General features: G+C 65.6%; 19 protein-coding genes and 1 other annotated feature. Of the genes, 9 read left to right on the top strand and 10 right to left on the bottom strand.

All coding sequences use genetic code 11. From position 1 onward, the window contains the following. The 5 genes from B5E66_RS05880 to B5E66_RS05860 form a co-directional block, all read right to left on the bottom strand. Positions 1-932, bottom strand: a 932-nt coding sequence (locus tag B5E66_RS05880; RefSeq protein WP_087229960.1) for an ABC transporter ATP-binding protein, incomplete at its 3' end; no start/stop codon positions are given. Positions 933-948: 16 nt separating this feature from the next. Continuing rightward, positions 949-1,980 carry an ABC transporter permease gene (locus tag B5E66_RS05875; RefSeq protein ID WP_087229957.1) on the bottom strand — a complete coding sequence of 344 codons (1,032 nt, stop codon included), beginning with the start codon at positions 1,978-1,980 and terminating at the stop codon, positions 949-951. Then, positions 1,980-2,921 carry an ABC transporter permease gene (locus tag B5E66_RS05870; protein WP_087229954.1) on the bottom strand — a complete coding sequence of 314 codons (942 nt, stop codon included), beginning with the start codon at positions 2,919-2,921 and terminating at the stop codon, positions 1,980-1,982. Before B5E66_RS05870 ends, B5E66_RS05875 begins: the two co-directional genes overlap by 1 nt. Positions 2,922-3,048: 127 nt before the next feature. Then, a complete protein-coding gene (locus B5E66_RS05865; protein WP_087229952.1) occupies positions 3,049-5,079 on the bottom strand; it encodes an ABC transporter substrate-binding protein in 2,031 nt (676 codons plus the stop codon). Positions 5,080-5,282: 203 nt separating this feature from the next. Then, positions 5,283-7,196 (bottom strand): hypothetical protein, encoded by a 1,914-nt coding sequence (locus tag B5E66_RS05860; protein WP_087229949.1) that lies wholly within the window; start codon positions 7,194-7,196, stop codon positions 5,283-5,285. Positions 7,197-7,414: 218 nt separating this feature from the next. Between B5E66_RS05860 and B5E66_RS05855 the strand changes: the two genes are divergently transcribed. From B5E66_RS05855 to B5E66_RS05845, 3 genes are read left to right on the top strand one after another with little or no spacing between them, the layout of a single operon-like run. Then, positions 7,415-7,684, top strand: a complete 270-nt coding sequence (locus B5E66_RS05855) for a glutaredoxin domain-containing protein (protein ID WP_087229946.1) — start codon at positions 7,415-7,417, stop codon at positions 7,682-7,684. Positions 7,685-7,688: 4 nt separating this feature from the next. Further along, on the top strand, positions 7,689-8,723 hold the full coding sequence (gene tig, locus B5E66_RS05850) for a trigger factor (RefSeq protein ID WP_255396629.1): 1,035 nt from the start codon (positions 7,689-7,691) through the stop codon (positions 8,721-8,723). A 3-nt stretch (positions 8,724-8,726) separates the two neighbouring features. Then, on the top strand, positions 8,727-9,932 hold the full coding sequence (locus tag B5E66_RS05845; RefSeq protein WP_087229940.1) for a 4Fe-4S dicluster domain-containing protein: 1,206 nt from the start codon (positions 8,727-8,729) through the stop codon (positions 9,930-9,932). Between the two features lie 71 nt (positions 9,933-10,003). Here B5E66_RS05845 and B5E66_RS05840 read toward each other — a convergent pair whose 3' ends face one another. From B5E66_RS05840 to B5E66_RS05830, 3 genes are all read right to left on the bottom strand, one after another. Further along, positions 10,004-10,606, bottom strand: coding sequence for an HD domain-containing protein (locus B5E66_RS05840; RefSeq protein ID WP_087229936.1), 603 nt, complete (start codon positions 10,604-10,606; stop codon positions 10,004-10,006). Positions 10,607-10,701: 95 nt separating this feature from the next. After that, the gene (locus B5E66_RS05835) at positions 10,702-11,229 is read right to left on the bottom strand and encodes a transcription repressor NadR (RefSeq protein ID WP_087229933.1); all 528 of its coding nucleotides are present in this window, start codon (positions 11,227-11,229) and stop codon (positions 10,702-10,704) included. Positions 11,230-11,243: 14 nt separating this feature from the next. Beyond that, a complete protein-coding gene (locus tag B5E66_RS05830; protein WP_087229930.1) occupies positions 11,244-12,602 on the bottom strand; it encodes an alpha-amylase family glycosyl hydrolase in 1,359 nt (452 codons plus the stop codon). Positions 12,603-12,778: 176 nt separating this feature from the next. Here B5E66_RS05830 and glgB point away from each other — a divergent pair, with 176 nt between their 5' ends. Continuing rightward, positions 12,779-14,608: a 1,4-alpha-glucan branching protein GlgB gene (gene glgB, locus B5E66_RS05825; protein ID WP_087229927.1), complete on the top strand. Its 1,830-nt coding sequence runs from the start codon at positions 12,779-12,781 to the stop codon at positions 14,606-14,608. An 8-nt stretch (positions 14,609-14,616) separates the two neighbouring features. Here glgB and asnB read toward each other — a convergent pair whose 3' ends face one another. Both asnB and B5E66_RS05815 read right to left on the bottom strand, forming a co-directional pair. Then, entirely contained in the window at positions 14,617-16,200 is a 1,584-nt protein-coding gene (asnB, locus tag B5E66_RS05820) for an asparagine synthase B (protein WP_446718506.1), read from the bottom strand. 45 nt (positions 16,201-16,245) lie between these two features. After that, positions 16,246-16,513 (bottom strand) — a binding site (T-box leader). Then, complete coding sequence (locus B5E66_RS05815; protein WP_087229924.1) at positions 16,501-16,965, bottom strand: Fur family transcriptional regulator; 465 nt, start codon at positions 16,963-16,965, stop codon at positions 16,501-16,503. Its footprint overlaps the feature before it by 13 nt. 369 nt (positions 16,966-17,334) lie before the next feature. Here B5E66_RS05815 and B5E66_RS05810 point away from each other — a divergent pair, with 369 nt between their 5' ends. The 5 genes from B5E66_RS05810 to cobI all read left to right on the top strand — a co-directional run bounded on the left by B5E66_RS05810 (position 17,335) and on the right by cobI (position 21,834). After that, a complete protein-coding gene (locus B5E66_RS05810; protein WP_242955925.1) occupies positions 17,335-18,021 on the top strand; it encodes a GntR family transcriptional regulator in 687 nt (228 codons plus the stop codon). A gap of 25 nt (positions 18,022-18,046) precedes the next feature. Beyond that, positions 18,047-19,039 carry a tRNA dihydrouridine synthase DusB gene (dusB, locus tag B5E66_RS05805; protein WP_087229921.1) on the top strand — a complete coding sequence of 331 codons (993 nt, stop codon included), beginning with the start codon at positions 18,047-18,049 and terminating at the stop codon, positions 19,037-19,039. 150 nt (positions 19,040-19,189) lie between these two features. Further along, positions 19,190-19,987 carry a sirohydrochlorin cobaltochelatase gene (locus B5E66_RS05800; protein WP_087229918.1) on the top strand — a complete coding sequence of 266 codons (798 nt, stop codon included), beginning with the start codon at positions 19,190-19,192 and terminating at the stop codon, positions 19,985-19,987. After that, positions 19,977-21,122 carry a cobalt-precorrin-5B (C(1))-methyltransferase CbiD gene (cbiD, locus tag B5E66_RS05795; RefSeq protein ID WP_087229915.1) on the top strand — a complete coding sequence of 382 codons (1,146 nt, stop codon included), beginning with the start codon at positions 19,977-19,979 and terminating at the stop codon, positions 21,120-21,122. The genes B5E66_RS05800 and cbiD overlap by 11 nt, the downstream gene beginning before the upstream one ends. Then, complete coding sequence (cobI, locus tag B5E66_RS05790) at positions 21,115-21,834, top strand: precorrin-2 C(20)-methyltransferase (protein ID WP_087229912.1); 720 nt, start codon at positions 21,115-21,117, stop codon at positions 21,832-21,834. Before cbiD ends, cobI begins: the two co-directional genes overlap by 8 nt.

The following is a 21,834-nucleotide window of genomic DNA, read 5'->3' as shown; positions in this document are numbered from 1 at the left end:
GGCTGGCGGACGAAATCGATCTTGAGGGCCTGGGGGTTGCGGGGGGCGAAGGCGTCCCCCTGGATCTGCGCAAAGAGGTTGGGGGGCGTGCCCTGGATGCTGAACAGGTCCTCCCCCTTGACCCCCATCTGGGGCATACTGGAAAGCAGGGCCCAGGTATAGGGATGGCGGGGGTCGTAGTAGATCTCGTCGGCGGTGCCGATCTCCACGATATCCCCGGCGTACATCACCGCCACCCGGTCTGCGATGTTGGCCACCACCCCCAGGTCATGGGTGATCAGGATGATGGTCAGGCGGTATTTGACCTGCATCTCCTTGAGCAGCTGCAAAATCTGTGCCTGGATGGTGACATCCAGGGCGGTGGTGGGCTCGTCGCAGATCAGGATCTTGGGGGTGCAGGCCAGGGCGATGGCGATGACCACCCGCTGGCGCATCCCGCCCGAAAACTCGTGGGGATACTGCTTGAAACGCCGTTCCGGTTCGGGGATGCCCACATCCTGCAAGTATTGCAGGGCCTTGGCCCGGGCGGCCGGGCCTTTCAGGTGCTGGTGCAGGTGCACGGATTCCAGGATCTGCTGGCCGATGGTCTTGAGGGGGTTCAGGCTGGTCATGGGATCCTGCATGATCATGGCGATCTCGCGTCCCCGCACCGCCAGCCAGTCCTTTTCCCTTTTGAGACCGGACAGCCGGATGGGCCGGCCGGCGCCGTAGTAGTCGATGGTGCCCTGGGTGATGGAGCCGTTGGCGTCCAGCAGGCCCATGAAGGACTTGGTGAACACCGACTTGCCCGAGCCGCTCTCCCCCACGATGGCCAGCACCTCGCCGGGGAAGATATCCAGGTCGATGCCCCGGATGGCGTGGAGCACGCGGCCCCGCAGATTGAAGCAGATGTGCACGTCGCGGGCGGAGAGGATGGGTGTTGTGCTGTCCAAAAGCGCGCCGCCTCCTTTACTGCAAATGATTCTTGGGGTCGGCGGCGTCCGAGAAGGCGTTGCCGATCAGGTAAAAAGCGATGGTGACAAAGCTGAGGATGATGGTGGGGTAGAGCAGCTGGTAGCGCAGCCCGGCCTGCATCATCACCTGGCGGCCGTCGTTGATCAGGTTGCCGAGGCTGGGGGTCTCCACCGACAGGCCCAGGCCGATGTAGGTGACGAACACTTCGCTGCCAATGGCGGCAGGCACCGTCAGGGCCATCCGCAGCATGATCACCGACACCAGGTAGGGCAGCAGGTTGCGCACCACGATGCGGAAGGTGGGCGTGCCGATGCACCGGCTGGCGATGTTGTAATCCCGGTCCCGGATGATGAGGATCTGGTTGCGGATGAAGCGGGCCATGGCGATCCACCCGGTAAGGGACATGCCCAGGATCAGGGTGGGCACGCTGGGGCTGGCCACATAGGAGATGAGGATCAGGATGATGGTGGAGGGGATGTTGTCACAGATGTTGTACAGCTCGGTGAAAAAGAGGTCCAGCTGGCGGACATAGCCCCACAGCACCCCCACCGAGATGCCCACCACCGCCTCGATCATGGCCACAAAAAAGGCGATGATCAGGCTGGTGCGGGTGCCCGCCCAGATGCGGGCCCACAAGTCCTGGCCGATGGAGTTGGAGCCCCAGATATAGCCGTCCACCCCGGGGGCCACGTTGCGGTACTGGATGCCGGTGGCGGGGTCCACCCGGCAGTAGTTGGGGTCGATCTGGCCGGGCAGGTGGGGCTGCAGGAAAGCAAAGCCCACCACCAGCACCAGCGCTGCCAGCAGGGCCACCGCGAACCGGTTGCGCAAAAAAGAGCGCAGGGTACTGCCCCAGTAGCTGTAATTGGAATAGGCTGTGGCCTCGGCCTGCTCGGCGGTGAAGCCCGCAGGGGTGAACAGCTCCTCATCGGGCAGGGACGCCCAGGCGGCGGGCCCGTCCTGGACCTGCTGCTGCAGCGCGGATTCCAGCTGCCGGGATTTGGCGTTTTTCAAAAAGAACAGCATCAGCGTCCACCTTCTTTCTTGCCCAGGCTGATGCGCGGGTCGATCAGGACCATCAGCAGATCTCCCAGGATCAGGCCGATGATGCCCACGCAGGCGTACAGCAGTACGATGCCCTGTACCATGGTGTTGTCATGCCGCTGCACGCAGGTGACCAGCAGTCCTCCCATGCCGGGGATGCTGTACAGGCTTTCGATGTAGATGGAGCCCACCACCGTATTGAGGAAGGCGGAGGGGATGTACTGCACCAGGGGGACCATGGCGTTGCGGAAAATATGCCCCAGGGCGATGCGGTCCTCGCCGGCGCCCTTGGCCCGGGCCAGCATCACATAGTCCTTGTTGCTCTCGTCCACCATGTAGCGGCGCAGCCACATGGCATAAAAGGCGATGTTGCCCAGGCTCATGGAGAACACCGGCAGCACCCAGTACCGCCAGTTGCTGGCCTGGAACAGCAGCCCCACATCCAAAGCGGTGGTGCCGTACATCTGGATGTAGAGGTAGTAGACCGCCGCAGGCACCGCCTGGATCAGGATGACCACCCCAGTGCCCAGCTTGTCGGGCAGACGGTGTTTGAACCGGCCCATCACAAGGCCCAGGGGGATGCCCACGGCCAGGGACACCAGCATGGCCAGCACCCCCATCTGCACCGAGATGGGCAGCTTTTCCTGCAGGATGTCCACCACCGGCACGTTGACGCGGTAGATGTGGCTGACACCCAGATCCCCCCGGAACGCGTCGCGCCAGAAGCGCAAAATCTGCACCGGCAGCGGGTCCAGCAGGCCCATGGATTGCAGGCCGGCCTGGATCTGGGTCTGGGTCATCTTTTCGTAGTTGGCAAAGTAACCCTCCACCGGCATCAGCCGGAGCAGGCAGAACACCAGGGTCACAATGATGAACAGGGTCAGGATCGAATGGCCGATCCGTTTGGCGAGGTATTTTACCATATCCCTTGCGCCACTTCCTTTCGGTTTGATGGGACGTATCTGAAAGGTGCCTCCACAGTCCCGTCTGGCGTTTCAGATACAAACGGGGGCCGGCCTCCGTGGTGCAAAGGCACGGCCCCCAATGGGCTCAGCGGGCGTCCCGGTTGGCCTCGTATTCGGCCATCGAGACATAGTGGTCCAGCACATGGATGCCCTTCAGCCGCTTGTTGGAAAAACCGGTGGAGGCGTACTGGCCCTCCCAGTAATTCAGGCGGGTGGCCAGGTAGGCCGGCACGCTCATGCCCATGGGAACGACCAGGGCGTTGCTGATCAGCAGCGCCTCGGCGTTGGCAAAGGCCTCGTAGCGGGCGTTGATGTCGCTGGTGATGGCCTTGGCCTGTTCCACCGCGGTCATGTAGGCCATGATGGCGTCGGCGGTCTCGCCGGTGACGATGCCGTCCTCCACAGCGGTGCGCAGGTAGGCATAGCGGCCGCCGTATTCGCCGGGGGCCTGGTAGAAGGGATCGGTCTCGGTCTCAGGGTCGGAGTAGTCGGCGCCCCAGTTGCACAGCTGGAAGCAGTACTTGCCTGCGCGGCGCACCGACGACAGGTAGTTGTCCGAGGGGCCCTGGGTGATCTGGATGTCAATGAAGGAGGCCCCGTCGTTCAGCACGCTTTCCAGCTGCTGCTTGAGCACCTGGCACTGGCGGTCCCAGTCGTTGGTGGAGGGGTTGTAGGGCAGCTGCACCTTGACAGGGAAGGTGACCCCCGCCGCCGTCAGCTCCTCGATGGCGGCATCCCGGTACTCCTTGGCCTTGGCCTCGTCAAAGAAGGTGGAGAAGGAGGCCAGGTCGCCGCACTGGGTGTAGTCCACCCCGTCGTCGTTGGCGCAGAAGGAGGGCGGAGTGACGGTGTTCAGCATATAGCCCTCATAACCCTCGGGGGCGGTGACCGCCAGGGTGACGGCGTTGTTGATGCCGTACAGGAAAGCCCTGCGGAAATTGGTGCTGTTGATGGCTTTGGCCCAGTTGTCCGGCTCATACTCGGCGTCCAGGCCCTCCACCGTCTGGCCGGAGAACTCGTGGCGGTAGGGCATGAAGTTGAACAGATAGAAATAGGTGTAGTTGGTGTTGGGCCGGTCCATGGACACCAGATCCTTTGTCTCGGGGTCGGCCAGCCAGCTGTCCAGGATATCCGAGCCGATGGTGGCTTCGTCGATCTCGCCGCGGCGGATCATCTCAGGGCCGTTCACCTCGGCCTCGGCGTTGTAAATGCGGCTGACCGTCTGGATGAACACGTTGTCGGCGTCGTAGTTCTCGGGGTTTTTGGTCATCACCCAGCTCTCCAGAGGAACATACTCGGACAGATAGAAAGCGCCGCAGCTGTATGTGGTCTCGGCGGAGGTGGCGAACTGGTCCCCCATCTCCTCCAGCAGCGGGCCATAGGCCGGCTCATAGGGCAGATAGACCAGCAGGCTGAGGAAGCCGGGGAAATCGTAGGTCAGGGTATAGGTGAGGGTGTGCTCATCCACCGCCTTGACCCCCACCTCGTCAAAGCTGACCGGCTGGAAGACCTGGGCCTCGGCGCCGGGGGCGGCCACCGTGACCGCGCCTGCATCGTCCACCGTGTAGGTGGTGCCGTCATCGGCCACATAGCCCGCCTGGGCGTTGGCCAGGTTGACCTGGTAATCGTAGTAGGCCTCCGCCCCTGCGATGTAGGAGGTGACCAGGCCCACGTTGGCGGCGGCATAGGCGGGGGTCAGAAGGTAGCGCAAAGCGTCCACAAAGTCCTGCGCGGTGACCGGAGCCACCACCTGGCCGTTGCAGTCCACCCAGTTCTCGTCCCGCAGCTGGAAGGTCCAGGTCAGGGAAGCCTCGTCAAAGGTCCATTCGGTGGCCAGGCCCTCCCGCAGCGCGCCCTTGTTGTCGAACTCCAGCAGGGTGTCCACGCAGTTGGCGCCCACCTGCATCTCCACATCCGAGGAAGTGGTGAGGTAGTTGAGGGTGGAAGGCTGGCTGGAATAGAGGATGGTGTAGCTGGAGGTGTCCTGACCGCCCGCGGCGGAGGAAGCACCCGAGGAGCCGGAGCCGCAGGCAGACAGCAGACCGGCGGCGCAGGCGGCCGCAGCCGTGACGCCGGAAGCGGTGAGGAACTGACGGCGGGTGATGGTATGACGCATGAAAAACTCCCCTTTACTTTATAAAGTTTGCGCCGGTGCAAAGGCGCGTTTTGAGTGGAAAACGAAAACGGAGCAACGGAAAAACGATCCGTCACTCCGTTGTAACAGTCCATCTGGCTTTCAAGCCAGCTTGCCTTGAAGTATAACATCGAACGGGGCTTGTGTCAATGCTTTAAGGTGGTAAAATCCTGAACAGCGGCCTCTCACAGCCCCTTTTGGGCCAGCCAGGCCTGGATGACCTGGCTGAACAGGTCGGGGTACTGGGCATCTTCGGCGGCAAAGGCGGCCAGATAGGCCTCCGCCTCGGCCCGGGTGGCGGGCGTGATGCGGCGGTAGATGGTGAAGCGGGTGCCGTTGCCCATATCGAACACCGTCTCGGGGACGAAGTAGGCGTCCTGGAGGGCCAGGAACTGGTCGTTTAGCTTGGCCGCCACGCTGCTGACCTCATAGCACCAGGGGAAGGGGTCGGCAGTGATGACATACTTTGCCTCAAACAGCTGGGTGGGGAAGGACTGGGTGCCCAGAATGCCAAAGCCGAAAGCCAGCTTGTCCTCCAAAGGCCGGTCGGGCAGGGAGGCGTTTTTGAAGGTGTCGGGACAGTAGGTCATGGAATGGGGGATCATGTAGGCGAACTCACCCGCAGCGCAGTGGCTGTCCACCCAGGCGGACAGGGCCTGGATCTGGGCCAGATCCTCCCGGTCATAGGTCAGGGTGTCCAGCTGCACGAACTGGGCGAACACCGGCAGCCGTCCCAGGGCGGTCACCAGGGGTTCGGGAAGGGCCACGGTGGTGAGGGGGGACAGCCGCGCCGACAGGCTGAACGCCAGGGTAAACAGCCACAGCCCGATCTTGAGGGGGGCGCGGCGGGCCAGGCTGTCGGCCAGAGGGGCGGCGCCCAGCAAAAACAGCAGGATGTACCCGGGGGCCAGCAGCAGAGTCTGGTGGCTGCCCATGTTCTGCACCCGGGTGAACAGGACCAGGCTGAGGGCCAGCGTCCCCAGCGCCTGGCCCGCCATGGCCCCGGCCCCGTGACGGAAAGCCCATGCCACGCCGGCCAGGGCCAGGGGAAGGTAGAGCGGCCCCAGCCGCCAGGCCTGGCTGTACAGCTCCAGCCCCAGGCCGCCCACATTGTAGGCGGCAAAGCGCTGGGCGTAGCTGTAAGAGATGAGGTGCTGGAGCACCGGCCAGAACAGCACGATGGCTGCGGCCACCGACCCGGCCCCAAAGGTGACCAGCCCCCGGATGCGGTCGGCGGCCCGGCGGCCCTGCCGGTGGCGGGCCAGTCCCGCCGCCCCTGCCGCCACCGTGACGGCATACACGGCGTAGTAGGCCAGGATGAAATAGAGATACCACCGCCGGGTGAGCATCAGGGCCATGGTGGCAAAGAACAGGCCCACCCACCGGGCGGGATCGGGCGCGTCAAAGCGGTAATCCAGGGTCAGCACCAGGATGATCAGGGCGAACACCAGCCCCAGCCAGTCGGGCTGGCCCAGGGCCGCCGCCAGCCGCACAAAGGGCCAGCAGGCCGACAGGGTCAGCCCCATCAGGAAAAAGCCCTGCTGGTTTTGGACCTGCAGCATCTGCCCCGCTTTGCACACCACCGCGCCCAGGGCGGCCAGCAGGCTGGGCAGCACACTCACCGCCATGCTTTTGACGTAGCTGTCCCCGGTGTGGCCGGTCAGACAGAAGGGAAATTCGGTGAACAGACAGATGAAACTGGTGTAATCCTGGGTGAAGGAGGACACCAGATGCCACAGCCCCTGCAAAGGCCCGGCGGCAAAGGCTGCCTCGGCGGTATATTGCAGCTGGAGATAGTTGCCGTAATCCCATATGTAGATAAAGGTGCGGCTGTCCACCGCCAGACACAGGCAGATGGCCAGCAGCAGGTATGCCCCCGCCAGGACCGTCCAGTGGAAGGTCTCGAACTGCACCCCCGCCCGGCGGCCGGCCGCCAGGGTCAGGGTGAACAGCAGCGCCCCGGCCCACAAACTGAGCAGGGGGAAGAAAGCCTCTGCGGCCAGCCCGGCGGCAGCTGCGGCGCACAGCAGGGCCAGGGTCAGGGGAAACAGCAGCGCCTTGCGCAGGCGGCGTCGGGGCCGGGTCTCGGTGGTTGGCATGGGGCAGACTTCCTTTCGGCTTGGGATGTTGTAATACCAGTATACCAGACCGCTTGCGGGCTGTCCATCCCTTGGCTGCCGGGGACGGCCCTGGGAAACGGAGGGCGCAGTCCGGGGGGCTTGCCCTGGACCGGCTTCGGGTGTATACTTAATAGGTGTCCGGGCGCCGTGCATTGGGCCCGGCATCGATTCTGCAAGCTACAAGGAGGCCACCCTTTATGATGAAACTGTATGGAGCCCCCATCTGCTCCACCTGCCGCGAAGTCAAGCAGCTGCTGGACGACAAGGGCATCCCCTATGAATACATCGATATCACCGCCAGCACCAAGGACCTGCGTGCCTTTTTGGCCATGCGGGATTCCATGCCCATCTACGACGCCGTCAAGGCCGAGGGCCGCATCGGCATCCCCACCTTTGTGTGGGAGGACGGTTCGGTCACCCTGGACACCGACTGGCTGAGCGCCGGCGGCGCCTGCACCGACTGCTGACACCATAGAACAGGAGAGCAACATCCCTATGTCTGAGACCAAACCCACCACCCCCCGCGTCACCCTGGGCCAATACAAGGGCCTGGCCGTCACGCGGCACGTCCGCCCTGTGCTGGACCGCACCGTCCAGCAGGAAGTGTCCCATCGCTGCCGGCTGCACGCGGCCTACCAGCCCACCCAGGCCCCCGCCAAGCGGGGGGACAAGGTCACGCTGGACTTTGAGGGCTTTCTGGACGGCCAGCCCATCCCCGACAGCAAGATGGAGAACGTCACCATCCTGCTGGGCACCGGCAAGCTGATGCCCGCCGCCGAAAAGGCGGTATACGGTCATGCCGCCGGCGAGACCTTCCACTTTGATTTTACCTATCCCCAGGATTTCCGCGTGGAGGAACTGTCGGGGGTCACCGCCGACTTTGTCATCACCATCCATGCGGTGGCCCAGCGGCACATCCCCGAGGCCGACGAGGCTTTTGCCCGCAGCCGCGGCTTTGACTCGATGGAGGCCATGAAGGACCACATCCGCGCCGAAAAGCAGGCCAGCCACGAGGCTGCCGCCGACCGCAAGGCCGGCCAGGATCTGCTGGAGATGGCAGGGGCCAACCTGACGGTGGACCTGCCCCGCCAGGCCCTGGAAAAGGAGGCCGGCCGGGAATACCAGCAGCTGGAGGCCCGGCTGAAAAAGAGCAGCATGACCCTGGAAGCCTACTGCAGATCCTGCCGCACCACCCCCGAAGAGCTGAAAGAAAGCTTCCGCAAGATAGCCGAAAAGCGGATGCGCAGCGTGCTGGCCGCCAAAGCCATCTCGGAGGCGGAGGGGATCACCGTTGCCAAGCGGGAAGTAGAGGCGGAGTACCGCCGGCTGGCCGCCCGGCACAACACCCCCGAGGAGGAGATCCGCAAGACTCTGCCGCCCGACGTCATCGCGGCCGCCCTCATCAGCCAGAAAGTGCAGCGGTTCCTGCTGGAACAGGCTGTGGTCACCTCGGTGGTGGACCCCATCCCCGGGGATGACCGGCAGACCCCCAAAGAAGGTGAATGACCTATGGGCTTTTTTACAAAAGCGGCCATGAACGCCCTGATGAACAACACCCACCCCGAGATCGAGCGGTCCCAGTGCTGGAACCTGCACCCCCACCGGGAGCAGTGCACCCTGTGCAAGGATATCTGCCCTTATGGGGAGGATATCTTCAGCCGGCCCAACCTGGTCAAGAGCTGGAATCCCTGCTCCGACTGCGGGCTGTGCGTATCGGTCTGCAAGACCCGCTGCATCACCCCGTCGGAGGAGCAGGTGCAGCGGGACCTGTCCGCCGCCGGCGCCGACGCCGACACCATCTGGATCGGCTGCGAGCGCAGCACCCGCCACAACGACCTGGTGCGACCCTGCGTGGGAGCTTTGTGCTGGGAGGCGCTGGCCTATCTGGCTCTGCACAAAAAACTGGTGCTGGACCTGACCCCCTGCGGCGAATGCGAGAACGATCCGTGCGCAAAGCTGCTGCGGGACAACCTGACCCGCCTGGTGGAGTTTTTGGGCCAGCCCCTCTTTGAGGCCCGCATCACCCTGGCCTATCAGCCCGATGAGGCCCCCTATCAGGCCAAGGAGCTGTCCCGCCGGGAGATGTTCGCCCATGTGGGGGATTCCTCCAAGAACGGCACCAAGTACCTGCTGCGGCAGCTGCCCATCCTGCAGGAGGAGGAACATCAGATCCAGCCCTTCCGCTACGCGCTGCACCAGCGGGTCAAGCAGCTCAAGACCGCCACCCAGACGCCCTTCCACTACGGGGTGTATCTGCCCGCTTTCACGTCCAAGTGCTTTGGCTGCGGACGGTGTGTAAAGAACTGCCGTTCAGGCGCCATCCGTCTGGAGGATCTGGAGGGCGGCCAGAGCCGGGTGGTCATCACCCCCTGGAAGTGCTCCGAGTGCGGGATGTGCGTTTCCAGCTGCAACCACCACGCCATCGACGGCCTGAAGCTGCGCCCCCTGACCAGCCTGGGCCCGGTCAGCGTGCTGCGGTTCCAAAAGCAGCTGTGCAGCGAGTGCGGCAAGCCTATCCCCCCCGACAGCGCCGACGGCGTGTGCGGCGTGTGCCGGGTCAAGATCCGCACCAAAAAGCGCCAGGAGGCCGCTGCCGCCCGTGCCAAGGCCCGCGCCGCTGAGCGCGCCGCCCAGCGGGCAGCCCAGGCGGCCCAGGCCGCCGCAGAGGAGGCAGCCCCCGCCGCCGCCCCTGCCGACCCTACCCCCGGCACCTGACCCATCGCAGATAAAAGCCCCCGCCGCCCTCTTGGAGGGAGACGGGGGCGTTTTGCTGCCTGGCGGCAATGTTACAGGGGGCGGGGAGCGCCTACGATCTGGTACAGCCCGGCGCCGGCCCAGTGCTCGAAATAGCCTTTCAGCTCAAAATTGCGGTCCCACTTGTCCTGGGGATAGCTGCCATAGCGGCGGCGTACGTCCTCCATCCGGGCGGCCATGTCCACCGGGCCGTCGGTGCCCGCGATGGAGTCGCACAGTTGGATCAGACGGTCGTAGTCGTCGTACACCGCTGCTTTTAGGGCCTGCTCCAGCTCGTTCAGCGCCTGGGGAGGGATGTCCCGGCGGCCGATGTAGGCGTCCATCCGCTGGATCTGGAAGGAGTGGGTCAGGCAGATGCGGGCCGCATCGTCATAGCCCAGCTGCATCATATACTGCCAGCCGTAGTAGACATGGCGCAGGTGCCCGTCGCCCCAGCGTCGGCCGATGTCGTGCAGCAGGCCCAGAACATAGGCTTTGTCGGGGTCCAGGCCGGGGCACCGGGCTGCAATGGCGCGGGCGCAGCGGGCGGCGGTGCGGCAATGGTCGTCCCAGCGGCCATGGGTCTGGCTGACAAGGTCGTACTGCTGCCTGGCCTCGGCCAGCAGAGCCTCGGCTTTCTCTTGGGTGGGATACATAAGCGCTCCTTTCCCGGCCCTTACACAGAGGCCGGTTTGTAAGTGGACAGACTCCCGCGGCTGGGATAGAATGGGAACAGAGCAGACCAGCCGTCTCACCCGTCCTCTTTCTGGTACAGCAGGCCGGCGGCGGCCAAAGCGTCCCGGATGCGCTCGAAGGCTTCGGCGTTCGGGCAGCGGATGGTATGCAGGTGCACCCCGCCGGTCAGCCGGCTGAGCAGGGCGTCGGGAGCTGCGGCGGCCTGGCGCAGAAAGGCGTCGGCGTCGTAGCGGCTGGCGACGTTCAGATTGCCCCGCAGCTCGCCGTACAGGGCATTTTCGACGATCACATCCACCACCGTGCCTCCCAGATCCACCACGGTGTACAGCTCCTGCAGCAGCTGCTGGGGGGTGCTGTGGGCGCAGGCCAGCAGCCCGGTGTAGCCGGGGGCGGCTTCCCGCCGCAGCAGATAGCCCCGGGGCGTGGCGTCGATCTGGGCCCCTGCGGCCCGCAGCAGGGCCACGTCCCCCACCACGATCTGCCGGGACACCCCCAGCTGGCCGGCCAGCGCGCTGGCGCTGAGGGGCTGGGGACTGGCCGCCAGCTTTTCCAGGATGGCCTGGCGGCGGTCGGCTGTGTGCATGGCGCGGCCTCCTTTCAGCAGCCCAGGGCCAGGATGGTGCCGTAGTTGGCGGGCAGCTGCACCGTCACGCGGCCGTCCTGCACCTGCACCGGCACGTCCTGGCTGTCCGGCAGGCCGGCCAGCAGATCCTGGGCGGCATCGGCGGGCACCGGGGCGCGGAACTCCACCTGGGCAGGGGAGCCGGCGTTGTTGAGCACGGTCACCAGAGCCCGGCCGTCCAGCACCCGTGCAAAGGCGTAGCGCTCGGTGGTCAGCACCAGCTCTTCCACCCGGCCATAGGTCAGGGCGGGCTCACTGGCTTTCAGGCGGCCCAGCGCCGCGTACAGGGCGGCGATGGGATGGGACACCGTGCAGTCGGGATAGTCGGTCAGATCCAGGCAGGGGCGCAGGGGCCAGTCGCTGCCCCATTCCTTCCGGCCCTCCACCCCGAACTCGGAGCCATAATAGATGGAGGGGATGCCCCACAGCGTGTACACCAGGATGGCGATAGGCCGGATGTGGGCCTTCTCCCGCAGCTTGCAGGGCAGACGCTCCACGTCGTGGTTGTCGGAGAAGGTGTACAGGCGGGTGTCCCCGCACAGGCCCGACAAGCGGCGCATGGTGTGGGCGATCTCAAAATAGTTGTGGTCGTTGTGGCCGCTCCAGAGGCCCTTGTGCAGCTCATAGTTGGTCACCGAGTGCAGCATACGGGGGTTGGCCCAGCGGCTGTAATCCCCGTGGATCACCTCGCCCAGCAGCCAGAAATCGGGCTTGAGGGTGTCGGTGAAGCGGCGCAGGTTCTCCATAAAGCCAAAGTCCAGCACGTCGGCGGCGTCCAGACGGATGCCGTCGATGTCGAAGGCGTCCACCCAGTAGCGCACCGTGTCGAAGTGGTATTGCTGGACCTGGGGGTTGCGCTGGTTCAGCTTGACCAGCAGGTTGTGGCCGCCCCAGTTGGCGTAGGACAGGCCGTCCCCGTACTCGTTGTTGCCATAGAAATTGACGTCGCAGAACCAATCCCGGTACTGGCTTTGCTCCCGGTGGGCCAGCAGGTCCTGGAAGGCGAAGAAACCCCGCCCTACGTGGTTGAACACCCCGTCCACGATCACTTTCTGGCCCCGGGCGTGGCACCGGGCCACCCACTGGGCAAACTCCGGATTGGTGCCCAGGCGGCGGTCCACCGTCCGGTAATCCACCGTGTCGTAGCCGTGGCTGCCGCTTTCAAACAGCGGCCCGATATAGAGGGCATTGCACCCCAGGTCGGCGGCATGGGCGGCCCAGTCGTCCAGCTTGCGCCAGGCCCCGGGCACCGGCTGGCCATCGTTCTGGTGGGCGCAGCCGCACAGCCCCAGAGGGTAGATGTGATAGAATACGGCACTGTCGTACCAAGGCATAAGAAAGCACACTCCTGTCTTAAAGGTCTTGTCATCAGTATAGCACAAAACCTGCCCGGATGCATCCTCTGTCTGCGGCGGCCCCGCCGCCCTCTGCGCCCTTTTTGGCAAATGCTTCGGCGTTCTGCCGTTTTCCATACGAACCGATCTTATTCTGAACAACAAGGAGAGTATCTATGTGTGATCCCCAGGTCCCCCAGAGCTTTTGGGAAGGAGAATGTTTCGACGCATGGCGGTGGATGGGCGCCCATCCCGCCTGCCGGCAGGGCCAGGAGGGCTGGCAGTTTGTGCTGTGGGCCCCGGGGGCCCTGGCGGCGGAGGTATGCGGCCCATGGGGCCGGTGCGCCATGCAGCGGGCCGAGACCGGCTGCTGGAGCGCCTTTGTGCCCGGCCTGGCCGAGGGCGACAGCTACCAATACTGCGTCACCGGGGCGGACGGGCGGATGCAGATGCACGCCGACCCCTACGCCTTTGCCAGCGAGCTGCGCCCCGGCACCGCCAGCCGTCTGGCCCGGCTGGACTTCGAGTTTGACGACGGCGCCTGGATGGAGTCCCGCTCCAAGCGGTACGACCTGCCCATGAACATCTACGAGATGCATCCGGGCAGCTGGCGGCACAAGCCCGGGGCCGGCGCCCCCGACGGTTCGGACGGGTGGTACGATTACGAGGAACTGGCGCGGCAGCTGATCCCCTGGCTGGCCGAACACCACTTCACCCATGTGGAACTGCTGCCCCTGGCCGAACACCCCTTCGACGGCAGCTGGGGCTACCAGACCACCGGCTATTTCGCCCCTACCAGCCGCTATGGAAGTCCGGTGCAGCTGGCGGCCTTTGTCAATGCCTGCCACCGCATGGGCATCGGGGTGATTTTGGATGTGGTGCCGGTGCACTTTGCCGCGGACCCCTGGGGGCTGGCCCGGCTGGACGGCACCTGCCTGTACGAATACGACAGCGATGTGGGCCACAGCGAGTGGGGCACCTGCAATTTCAACTATTACCGGGGCGAGGTGCGCAGCTTTTTGGCCAGCAGCTGCGGGCTGTGGATGGAGGTCTACCATATGGACGGCCTGCGTCTGGACGCGGTATCCCGGGCCATCTATTGGCTGGGGGACCCCGCCCGCGGGGTCAACCAGGGGGCGGTGGACTTTCTGCGGCAGCTCAACCACGGGCTGAACCAGCGCTGGCCCACCGGCGTCTACATCGCAGAGGACTCCACCAACTACCTCAAGATGACCGCCCCCACCCGCTACGACGGGGTGGGCTTTGACTACAAGTGGGACATGGGCTGGATGCACGACACCCTGGATTATTTTGCCACCCCCTTCGGGGAGCGGCCCGCCCACTATGGCAAGGTGCTGTTCAGCATGGAGTATTTTTACAATGAGCTGTACCTGCTGGCGTTCAGCCATGACGAGGTGGTCCACGGCAAGAATGCCATCATCCAGAAGCTGTGGGGCAGCTATGAGGAAAAATGCCGCCAGCTCCGGACGCTGTATCTGTATATGTTCGCCCACCCGGGCAAGAAGCTGAACTTCATGGGCAACGAGCTGGCCCACTTCCGCGAGTGGGACGAGCGCCGCCCGCTGGACTGGCAGCTGCTGGCCTATCCCTTCCACGACAGTTTCCAGCGGTACTTTGCCCGGCTTGGCTGGCTGTACGCCACCCAGCCCGCCCTCTATGCCGGCGAGTATGACCCGGGCTGCTTTGCCTGGGTGGAGCGCAGCAGCCCCGCCCGGGGCGTCTACGCCTGGCTGCGCCGGTCCAAAGGGCAGACCCTCCTGTGCGTGCTCAACACCCAGGACAGCCCCTGCCCGGGCTTCCCGCTGCGGCTGGAGACGCCGGCCGCGGCCACCGTTGTGCTGAACACCCAGGACCCCCAGTGGGGCGGCGAAGGTCCCTCCGCCGAGGGGCAGCGGCTGCACGCTTTGCCTGCCCCCGATGGCAGCGGGGTGCTGCGGGTGGACCTGCCCGCCCTGGGCGGCCTGCTTTTGTCCCTGGACGGGTAAAGATCATCTCATACGCCGGAGGCGCCGTAGTTGGCCAGCACCCGGGCAGAAGGGTCGTCCACATCGCAGCCGGGCCAGGCGCGGTTGGGCATCCAGAAGGCGGTGACGGTAGCTGCCTGGTCGTAATAATATTTCTCGAACAGTTCCCGGTACAGCAGGCTCTCCTTGGTGAAGGGCATACAGTGGGCCGAATAGTTGGCCCGGCGCATCTGGAACTGTTCGTCGGTGTACAGGCTCTCGGCATAGGCTTTGATGTGGTCCACCATGCTGTGGCCTACTGCGTCCGAGAAGGCGGCTTTTTCCCGCCAGAGGATCTCGGGGGGCAGCCAGTCCCCCTCAAAGGCCTTGCGCAGCAGGTATTTGCCCTTGCCGTAGCGGTTCACCTTCATCTGGGGGTCGATGGCCATGACGTACCGTACGAAATCCAGATCCCCAAAGGGGACCCGGGCCTCGAGGCTGTTGGCCGAGATGCACCGGTCGGCCCGCAGCACATCGTACATATACAGCTCCCGGATCCGCTTTTGGCTCTCCTGCTGGAAGGCGTCGGCGGTGGGGGCGTAGTCGGTGTATTTGTAGCCGAACAGCTCGTCCGAGATCTCCCCCGTCAGCAGCACCCGCACGTCGGTGTCCCGGTGGATGGCCTTGCACAAAAGGTACATCCCCACGCTGGCCCGCACGGTGGTGATATCCCAGGTGGCCAGGGTGCGGACCACTTCCTCCAGGCTGTCCAGCACCGTCTGCCGGTCGATGATCACCTCATGGTGTTCGCTGCCCAGGTACTCCGCCGTCTGCCGGGCGTATTTCAGGTCGATGGCGTCGGTGTCCATCCCGATGGCAAAGGTGCGGATGCGCCCCAGCTTGCGGGCGGCGATGGCGCACACCAGGCTGCTGTCCAGCCCGCCCGACAGCAGAAAGCCCACCGGCGCGTCGGCGTCCAGCCGCTTTTCCACCCCGGCGATCAGCTTGGTGCGGATGTTCTCCAGCACCTGCTCCATGCCGTCGGCGTGGGGGGCGGGCACATCGGCCACGTCTTCATAGCGCACAAAGCGCCCGTCGCAGTAGTAGCTGCCGATGGGGAAGGGGCGGATGTCCTCGCACCAGCCCACCAGGTTCTGCAATTCACTGGCAAAGGCGATCTGGTGGCTTGTCTTGGAATAGCCGTAGAACAGCGGCCGGATGCCGATGGGGTCCCGGGCGGCGATCAGACGGTCTTTGCGGCTGTCGTAGAGGATCAGGGCGAACTCGGCGTCCAGATGCCGGAACATATCCAGCCCGTACTCGTAGTACAGGGGCAGCAGGATCTCGCAGTCGCTGCCCGAGCGGAACTTGTACCCCGCCCGCTGCAGGATCTCCTTTTCAAACCGGAAGCCGTACAGTTCCCCGTTGCACACCACGCAGTCGGCCCCCCGCCGGAAGGGCTGCATCCCGTCCGGCGTCAGGCCCATGATGGCCAGCCGGCCAAAGCCCATCAGCCCGAAAGGCCCTTGTACCACCCGCTGGTCGTCGGGACCCCGGCTGGCGGTGCGCAGCAGATACTCTTTGAAAGCGGCGGCGGACACATCGTGCCCCGTATAACCCATGATACAACACATATTCGTTACCCCTTTGCTCAAAAAAATACGGCAGCAAACATCCTGTTTCAGGACGAATGCTGCCGTATCCGTGGTGCCACCTGTGTTGCCGGCAGAAAGGCTCCTGCCAGCCGCTCATGGCTTTCCTCGTTGAAAGCGCCGCCGCGTAACGTGCGGCTGCCGTCCGGCCCTACTGCCGCTGTTGCCAGGCGGGTTCAGGCGGAAGCTCACGGGTGTTCTTCGCGGCCCGGCCCCCCGCGCGGCTTGCACCTTGCCCGCGCTCTCTGCCAAGGGACGGCCTGTGGGCCCTACTTTTCCCGGTCAAAGCTTTTGTTGGGTGTTATTGTAGCACGGCTCGACGCCGCTGTCAACCTCGGAGCCGGCGGCGCACCGCCGGCACAGCCCGTACAGGACGCTGCCCTCGCACTGCAGGGTAAAACCGTGCTCCTCCAGCAGGTGCCGGCGCACCTCGGCCATAAAGCCGCAGTCCATATGGAAGATCTCGCCGCAGCGGGTGCACTTCAGGTGGATGTGCTCGCGGCAGTGGCGCTGCTGGTCGGTGTACTGGTACAGGGCCCGTTCGCCCTTGTCCGCCACATATTTCATCACCTGCTGGTCGGCGGCCAGCTTGTCCAGATAGCGGTAGACGGTGGTGGGGTTGGCGGGCGCGCCTGCGGCTTCCAGATAGGCCACGATGTCGGCGGCGCTCACCGCCCGGCTGGGGTTGGCCCTCAGATAGTCCAGGATCAGCTGGCGGGTGCGGGTATTGTAACTGCTGCGTGCCATAGGCGGGGGACACTTCCTTTCGGTGCTATTATAGCCTGCCCCGGCCCAAAGTGCAAGCCCGGCGGGGCGGGGGATGTCTGTGGGCCAAATGCTCTCAAATGCCCGAAACTCCGGGTGAATTTTGTGTAAAATATGGAAGGGGGCTCAAACACCGCCCCCAGGCCTTGTTTTTCTGCCCAAGTTGTGAAATAATAAAACTGAATGGCCGCCCTGTGCACGGCACTATGCCGGCACAGCCAAGCTTGCAGGGTCTTGGCACCGGCGCGCCATGGCCGCCGCCCTTTGCGGGGCGGACAGCACGATAAGCGGCCGGCTTGCAGGGCCGGCTTTTGGCCCCTGGACGGGGCCCGGTAGGGAATGGAAGGCATCATGATCATGAGAGAAAAAGAACGAGAGCTTGAACAGCAGCAACCCACCAAGACCAGCCTGAAGCTGCAGGCGTACCAATACTTAAAATCCAGGATCCTCAGCTGTGAATACGCCCCCCGCCAGTTTTTGAACGAACAGAAGCTGTGCGCCGAGATGGGCAACATCAGCCGCACCCCTATGCGGGACGCCCTGGGACGGCTGGAACAGGAGGGCCTGATCACCATTCTGCCCAAAAAGGGCCTGATGGTGTCGGCCATCACCGATGAGGACGTGCACAGCATCTACGAAGTGCGCCTGCTGGTGGAGCCCTATGCCCTGCGGGTGTATGGGGCCCAGATCCCCCGGGAGGGGCTGGAGCGCTTTGTGGGCCTGATGCAGCACCCCGAGACCATCCCCGACTTCTATGCCGCGGATGACGCGTTCCACGAGCTGCTCATCAGCCCGCTGCCCAACAAGTACCTGCGGTCTGCCCACGACTCCATCACCGGTCAGAACACGCGGTTCCGCATCATGACCGGCAAGGTGGGGATGATCAGCCAGAAGGACACCTGTTCGGAGCACCTGGCCATCCTCACCCCCGCCCTGGCGGGGGATTGGGATGCTGCCGCGGCTGCCCTGACCCGCCATCTGGAGCTGGCCCGGGACAAGGCCGAGGGGGTGCTGGACCGCATCCACCTGGGCGAATAAGCTTACCCAAGGAGAACCGATTTTTATGCGACCCATCCAGTTTGGGGGCCTCACGCTGCCGCACCGGGCGGTGTTTGGCCCCATGGCGGGCTTTACCGATGCTGCCTGCCGCCGCCTGATGGCCCAGCACGGGGCCGGTTTCACCGTCAGCGAGATGGTGTCCAGCCGTGCGCTGACCTTCGGCGACCACAAGACGTTCAGTCTGCTGCGGCCCCGCACCCCCGGCGCGCCCTACGGGGTGCAGCTGTTCGGGGAGGTGCCCGCCATCATGGGCCAGGCGGCGGCCGCCATCGAAGGGGAGGACTTTGACTTCCTGGACATCAACATGGGCTGCCCCGCCCCCAAGATCGTGTCGGGGGGCGCAGGCTCGGCCCTGATGCTCCACCCGGAGCTGTGCGGCGAGATCGTCGCGGCCGTCAAGGCCCACACCTCCCGCCCCGTCACCGTCAAAATGCGCAAGGGCTGGGATGCAGACCACGTCACCGCCGTGGCCTGCGCCAAAGCCTGCCAGGAGGCGGGCGCGGCTCTCATCACGGTCCACGCCCGCACCCGCCAGCAGATGTACACCCCCGGCATCGATCTGGAGATCATCCGCGCCGTCAAGCAGGCGGTGTCGGTGCCGGTGCTGGGCAACGGGGACATCCAGACCCCCGAAGACGCGCTGGCCATGCTGCGCGAGACCGGCTGCGACGGGGTGATGATCGCCCGGGGCGCTCTGGGTGACCCATGGCTGTTCGAGCGGGTCAACGCCGCCATCGAGGGGCTTCCCCAGCCCCCGGCGCCCAACCTCCAGGCCCGCATGAACGCTCTGCGCCGCCAGGTGGAGGAGATGGTGCAGCAAAAGGGCGAGCGCACCGCCATGCCCCAGGCCCGGGCCCAGGCCATCCACTATATGAAAGGGCTGAAGGGGGCCGGCGCCCTGCGCCGGGCCTGCTGCCAGCTGACCTATCTGTCCGACATGGACGATCTGATCGCTGAGGTGTTCGCCCAGCAGCGCCGGCCCGAAGAAGCGTTTTGAATCACTGGGGTGCCTCTGACAGGTCCTTTGCCCGGCGCATGGCCCGGCCTGACTTGCGGGGGCGCTCTGCCAGGACCCCTCGCACTCCCTGCCATGGCGGAGAGGGCGGGGGGCCGCTCTTCTTTATACAGGACAGGAAAGGAACCGCTTATGCAAACGACCCAGAAGGCGCTGGTCTGCGCCAGCTTTGGCACCACCGTCCCCACAGCCGCCGCCGACATCGCCGGGGTGGAACAGGCCCTGGCCGCCGCCGCCCCCGGCTGGCAGCTGCTGCGGGCTTATACCAGCGGCATGGTGCGCACGGCCCTGGCCGGCCGCGGCCAGCCGGAAGACAGCGTGCCCGAGGCTCTGGCCCGGGCCGCCGCCGCGGGCTGCCGGCGGGTGCTGGTGCAGCCTACCCACTTCCTCTGGGGGGTGGAATATGATAAACTGAAAGCCCAGGCCCTGGCCGCCGCTCCCGGCTTTGACTGGCTGCGGGTGGGCCGTCCCCTGCTGGACGACACCCGGGACCTGCGGGCTTTGGCGGGCGCCATCGGCGCGCTGTATCCCGCGGAGCCCGGCCGGGCGGTGGTGCTGATGGGCCATGGCTCGGCCCACCGGGCCAATGTGGTCTACCCGGCCCTGCAGGGGATCTTTGAGCTGCAAAGCCGCCCCGATATCCGCGTGGGCACGGTGGAAGGCTGGCCCGGGCTGGCGGAGGTGTGCGCCGCGCTGGCCCGCAGCCGGGCCTCCAGGGTGCTGCTGGTCCCTCTGATGCTGGTGGCCGGCGACCACGCTCAAAACGACATGGCCGGCCCCGGCCCCCACAGCTGGCGCAGCGTGCTGGCCGGGCAGGGCTACCGGGTGGACTGGGTGCGGCATGGCCTGGGCAGCGAAAAGGCTGTCCAGGACCTGTACGCCGCCCATCTGCGCGGCGTGCTGCAGGAGGACGGGGCCCATGGCCTTTGAACACTATATCCGCAGCGGCCAGAAGATGCTGCGCTGCGGCTACACCACCGGCACCTGCGCGGCCCTGGCTGCCGCAGGGGCGGCGAGGCTGCTGCTCACCGGGCAGGCGCCGTCCTGCCTCTCGCTGCGCACCCCCAAGGGGTGGGTGGTGGAGGTGGCCCCGGTTTTCTGCCGTCTGCTGGAGGAGGGCGGCGCCCTGTGCGCCGTGCGCAAAGACGGCGGAGATGACGCCGACGTCACCCACGGGATGCTGGTGCAGGCCGCAGTGGTCCTCACGCCCGGGCCCGGCGTCTCCATCCAGGGGGGCGAAGGGGTGGGCCGGGTCACCCGGCCGGGGCTGGACCAGCCTGTGGGGGCTGCCGCCATCAACCGGGTGCCCCGGCAGATGATCGCCCGGGCGGTGGCCCAGGAACTGGAGACGGCCGCCTGGCCCGGCGGGGCCGGGGTGACCATCTCGATCCCGGGCGGGGCGGAAACGGCCCGCCGCACCTTCAACCCTCTGCTGGGGGTGGAAGGGGGCCTTTCGGTGCTGGGCACTTCGGGCATCGTGGAACCCATGAGCCAGCAGGCCATTGTGGACACCATCGAAGTGGAGGCCCGTCAGGCCCGCCAAAGCGGAGCCCGGCTCATCCTGACCCCCGGCAACTATGGCGCGGATTTCCTCGCGGCCCAGGGCCTGGACGGTCTGGGCGTGCCGGTGGTGCGCTGTTCCAACTTCATCGGGGACGCGCTGGACATCGCCGCAGCCCAGCGCTTTGAGCAGGTGCTGCTGGCGGGCCATATAGGCAAGCTGGTCAAGGTGGCCGGAGGGATCATGAACACCCACTCCCGCCAGGCCGACTGCCGCACCGAACTTTTCTGCGCTCACGCGGCGGCGGCCGGGGCGTCCACCGCCCTGTGCCGCCGGCTGCTGGACGCCGCCACCACCGACGCCTGCATCCCCCTGCTGGATGCCGAGGGTCTGCGGGACCCTGTGCTGTCCAGCCTGACCGCCGCGGTCCAGACGCATCTGGAACGCCGGGCGGCGGGCGCCTTTGCGGTGGGGGCGCTGCTTTTTTCCAACCAGTATGGCCTGCTGGGGCTCAGCCCCCAGGCCCGGACACTCATCGACCAATGGAGGCATACCCATGCATGAACCCAAAGGCGTCCTCTACGGGGTATCGGTGGGCCCGGGAGATCCCGAGCTGCTGACCCTCAAGGCCCTGCGCACCATCCAGGCCTGCCCGGTGGTGGCGGCCCCCCGCACCAAAAGAGGGGGGATGGTGGCGCTGGACATCGCCCGCCAGGCGGCGGACCTGTCCGGCAAAGAGATCCTGCCCCTGGATTTTTCCATGTCCCCCGACCCGGCGGTCCGGGCCGCCGCCCACGCTGCCGCCGTGCAGCTGGTGCGCGCCCGCCTGGATGCAGGTCAGGATGTGGCCATGCTCAACCTGGGGGATGTGTCCATCTACGCCACCTGTTCTTATCTGATCGGGCAGCTGCGGGCCCAGGGCTATGCCACCGCCCGGGTGGCGGGGGTGCCCAGTTTCTGCGCTGCCGCCGCCCTGCTGGACGAGAGCCTCACCGATATCGACACCCCTCTGCACATCATCCCCAGCTGCCAGCAGCAGGATCTGGAAGCGGCCCTGGCCCTGCCCGGCACCAAGGTGCTGATGAAGAGCGCCCGCCGTCTGCCCCAGGTGCTGCACGCTTTGCAGGACCGGGGCCTGGCGGGCTCCAGCGCCCTGGTGGCCAACTGCGGCCTGCCGGGCCAGCTGGCCCTGCCCTCGCTGGAAGGGCTGCCCCAGGCGGCTCTGGAGGCGGGCTATTTCGCCACCATCATCGTCAAAGACCCAAAGGAGGGGTGA

This window comes from Faecalibacterium sp. An121 (assembly GCF_002160915.1).
GTDB lineage: Bacteria > Bacillota > Clostridia > Oscillospirales > Ruminococcaceae > Faecalibacterium > Faecalibacterium avium.
The sequence above is the reverse complement of the archived record's forward strand: the minus strand, read 5'-3'. Positions and strand labels throughout refer to the sequence as shown.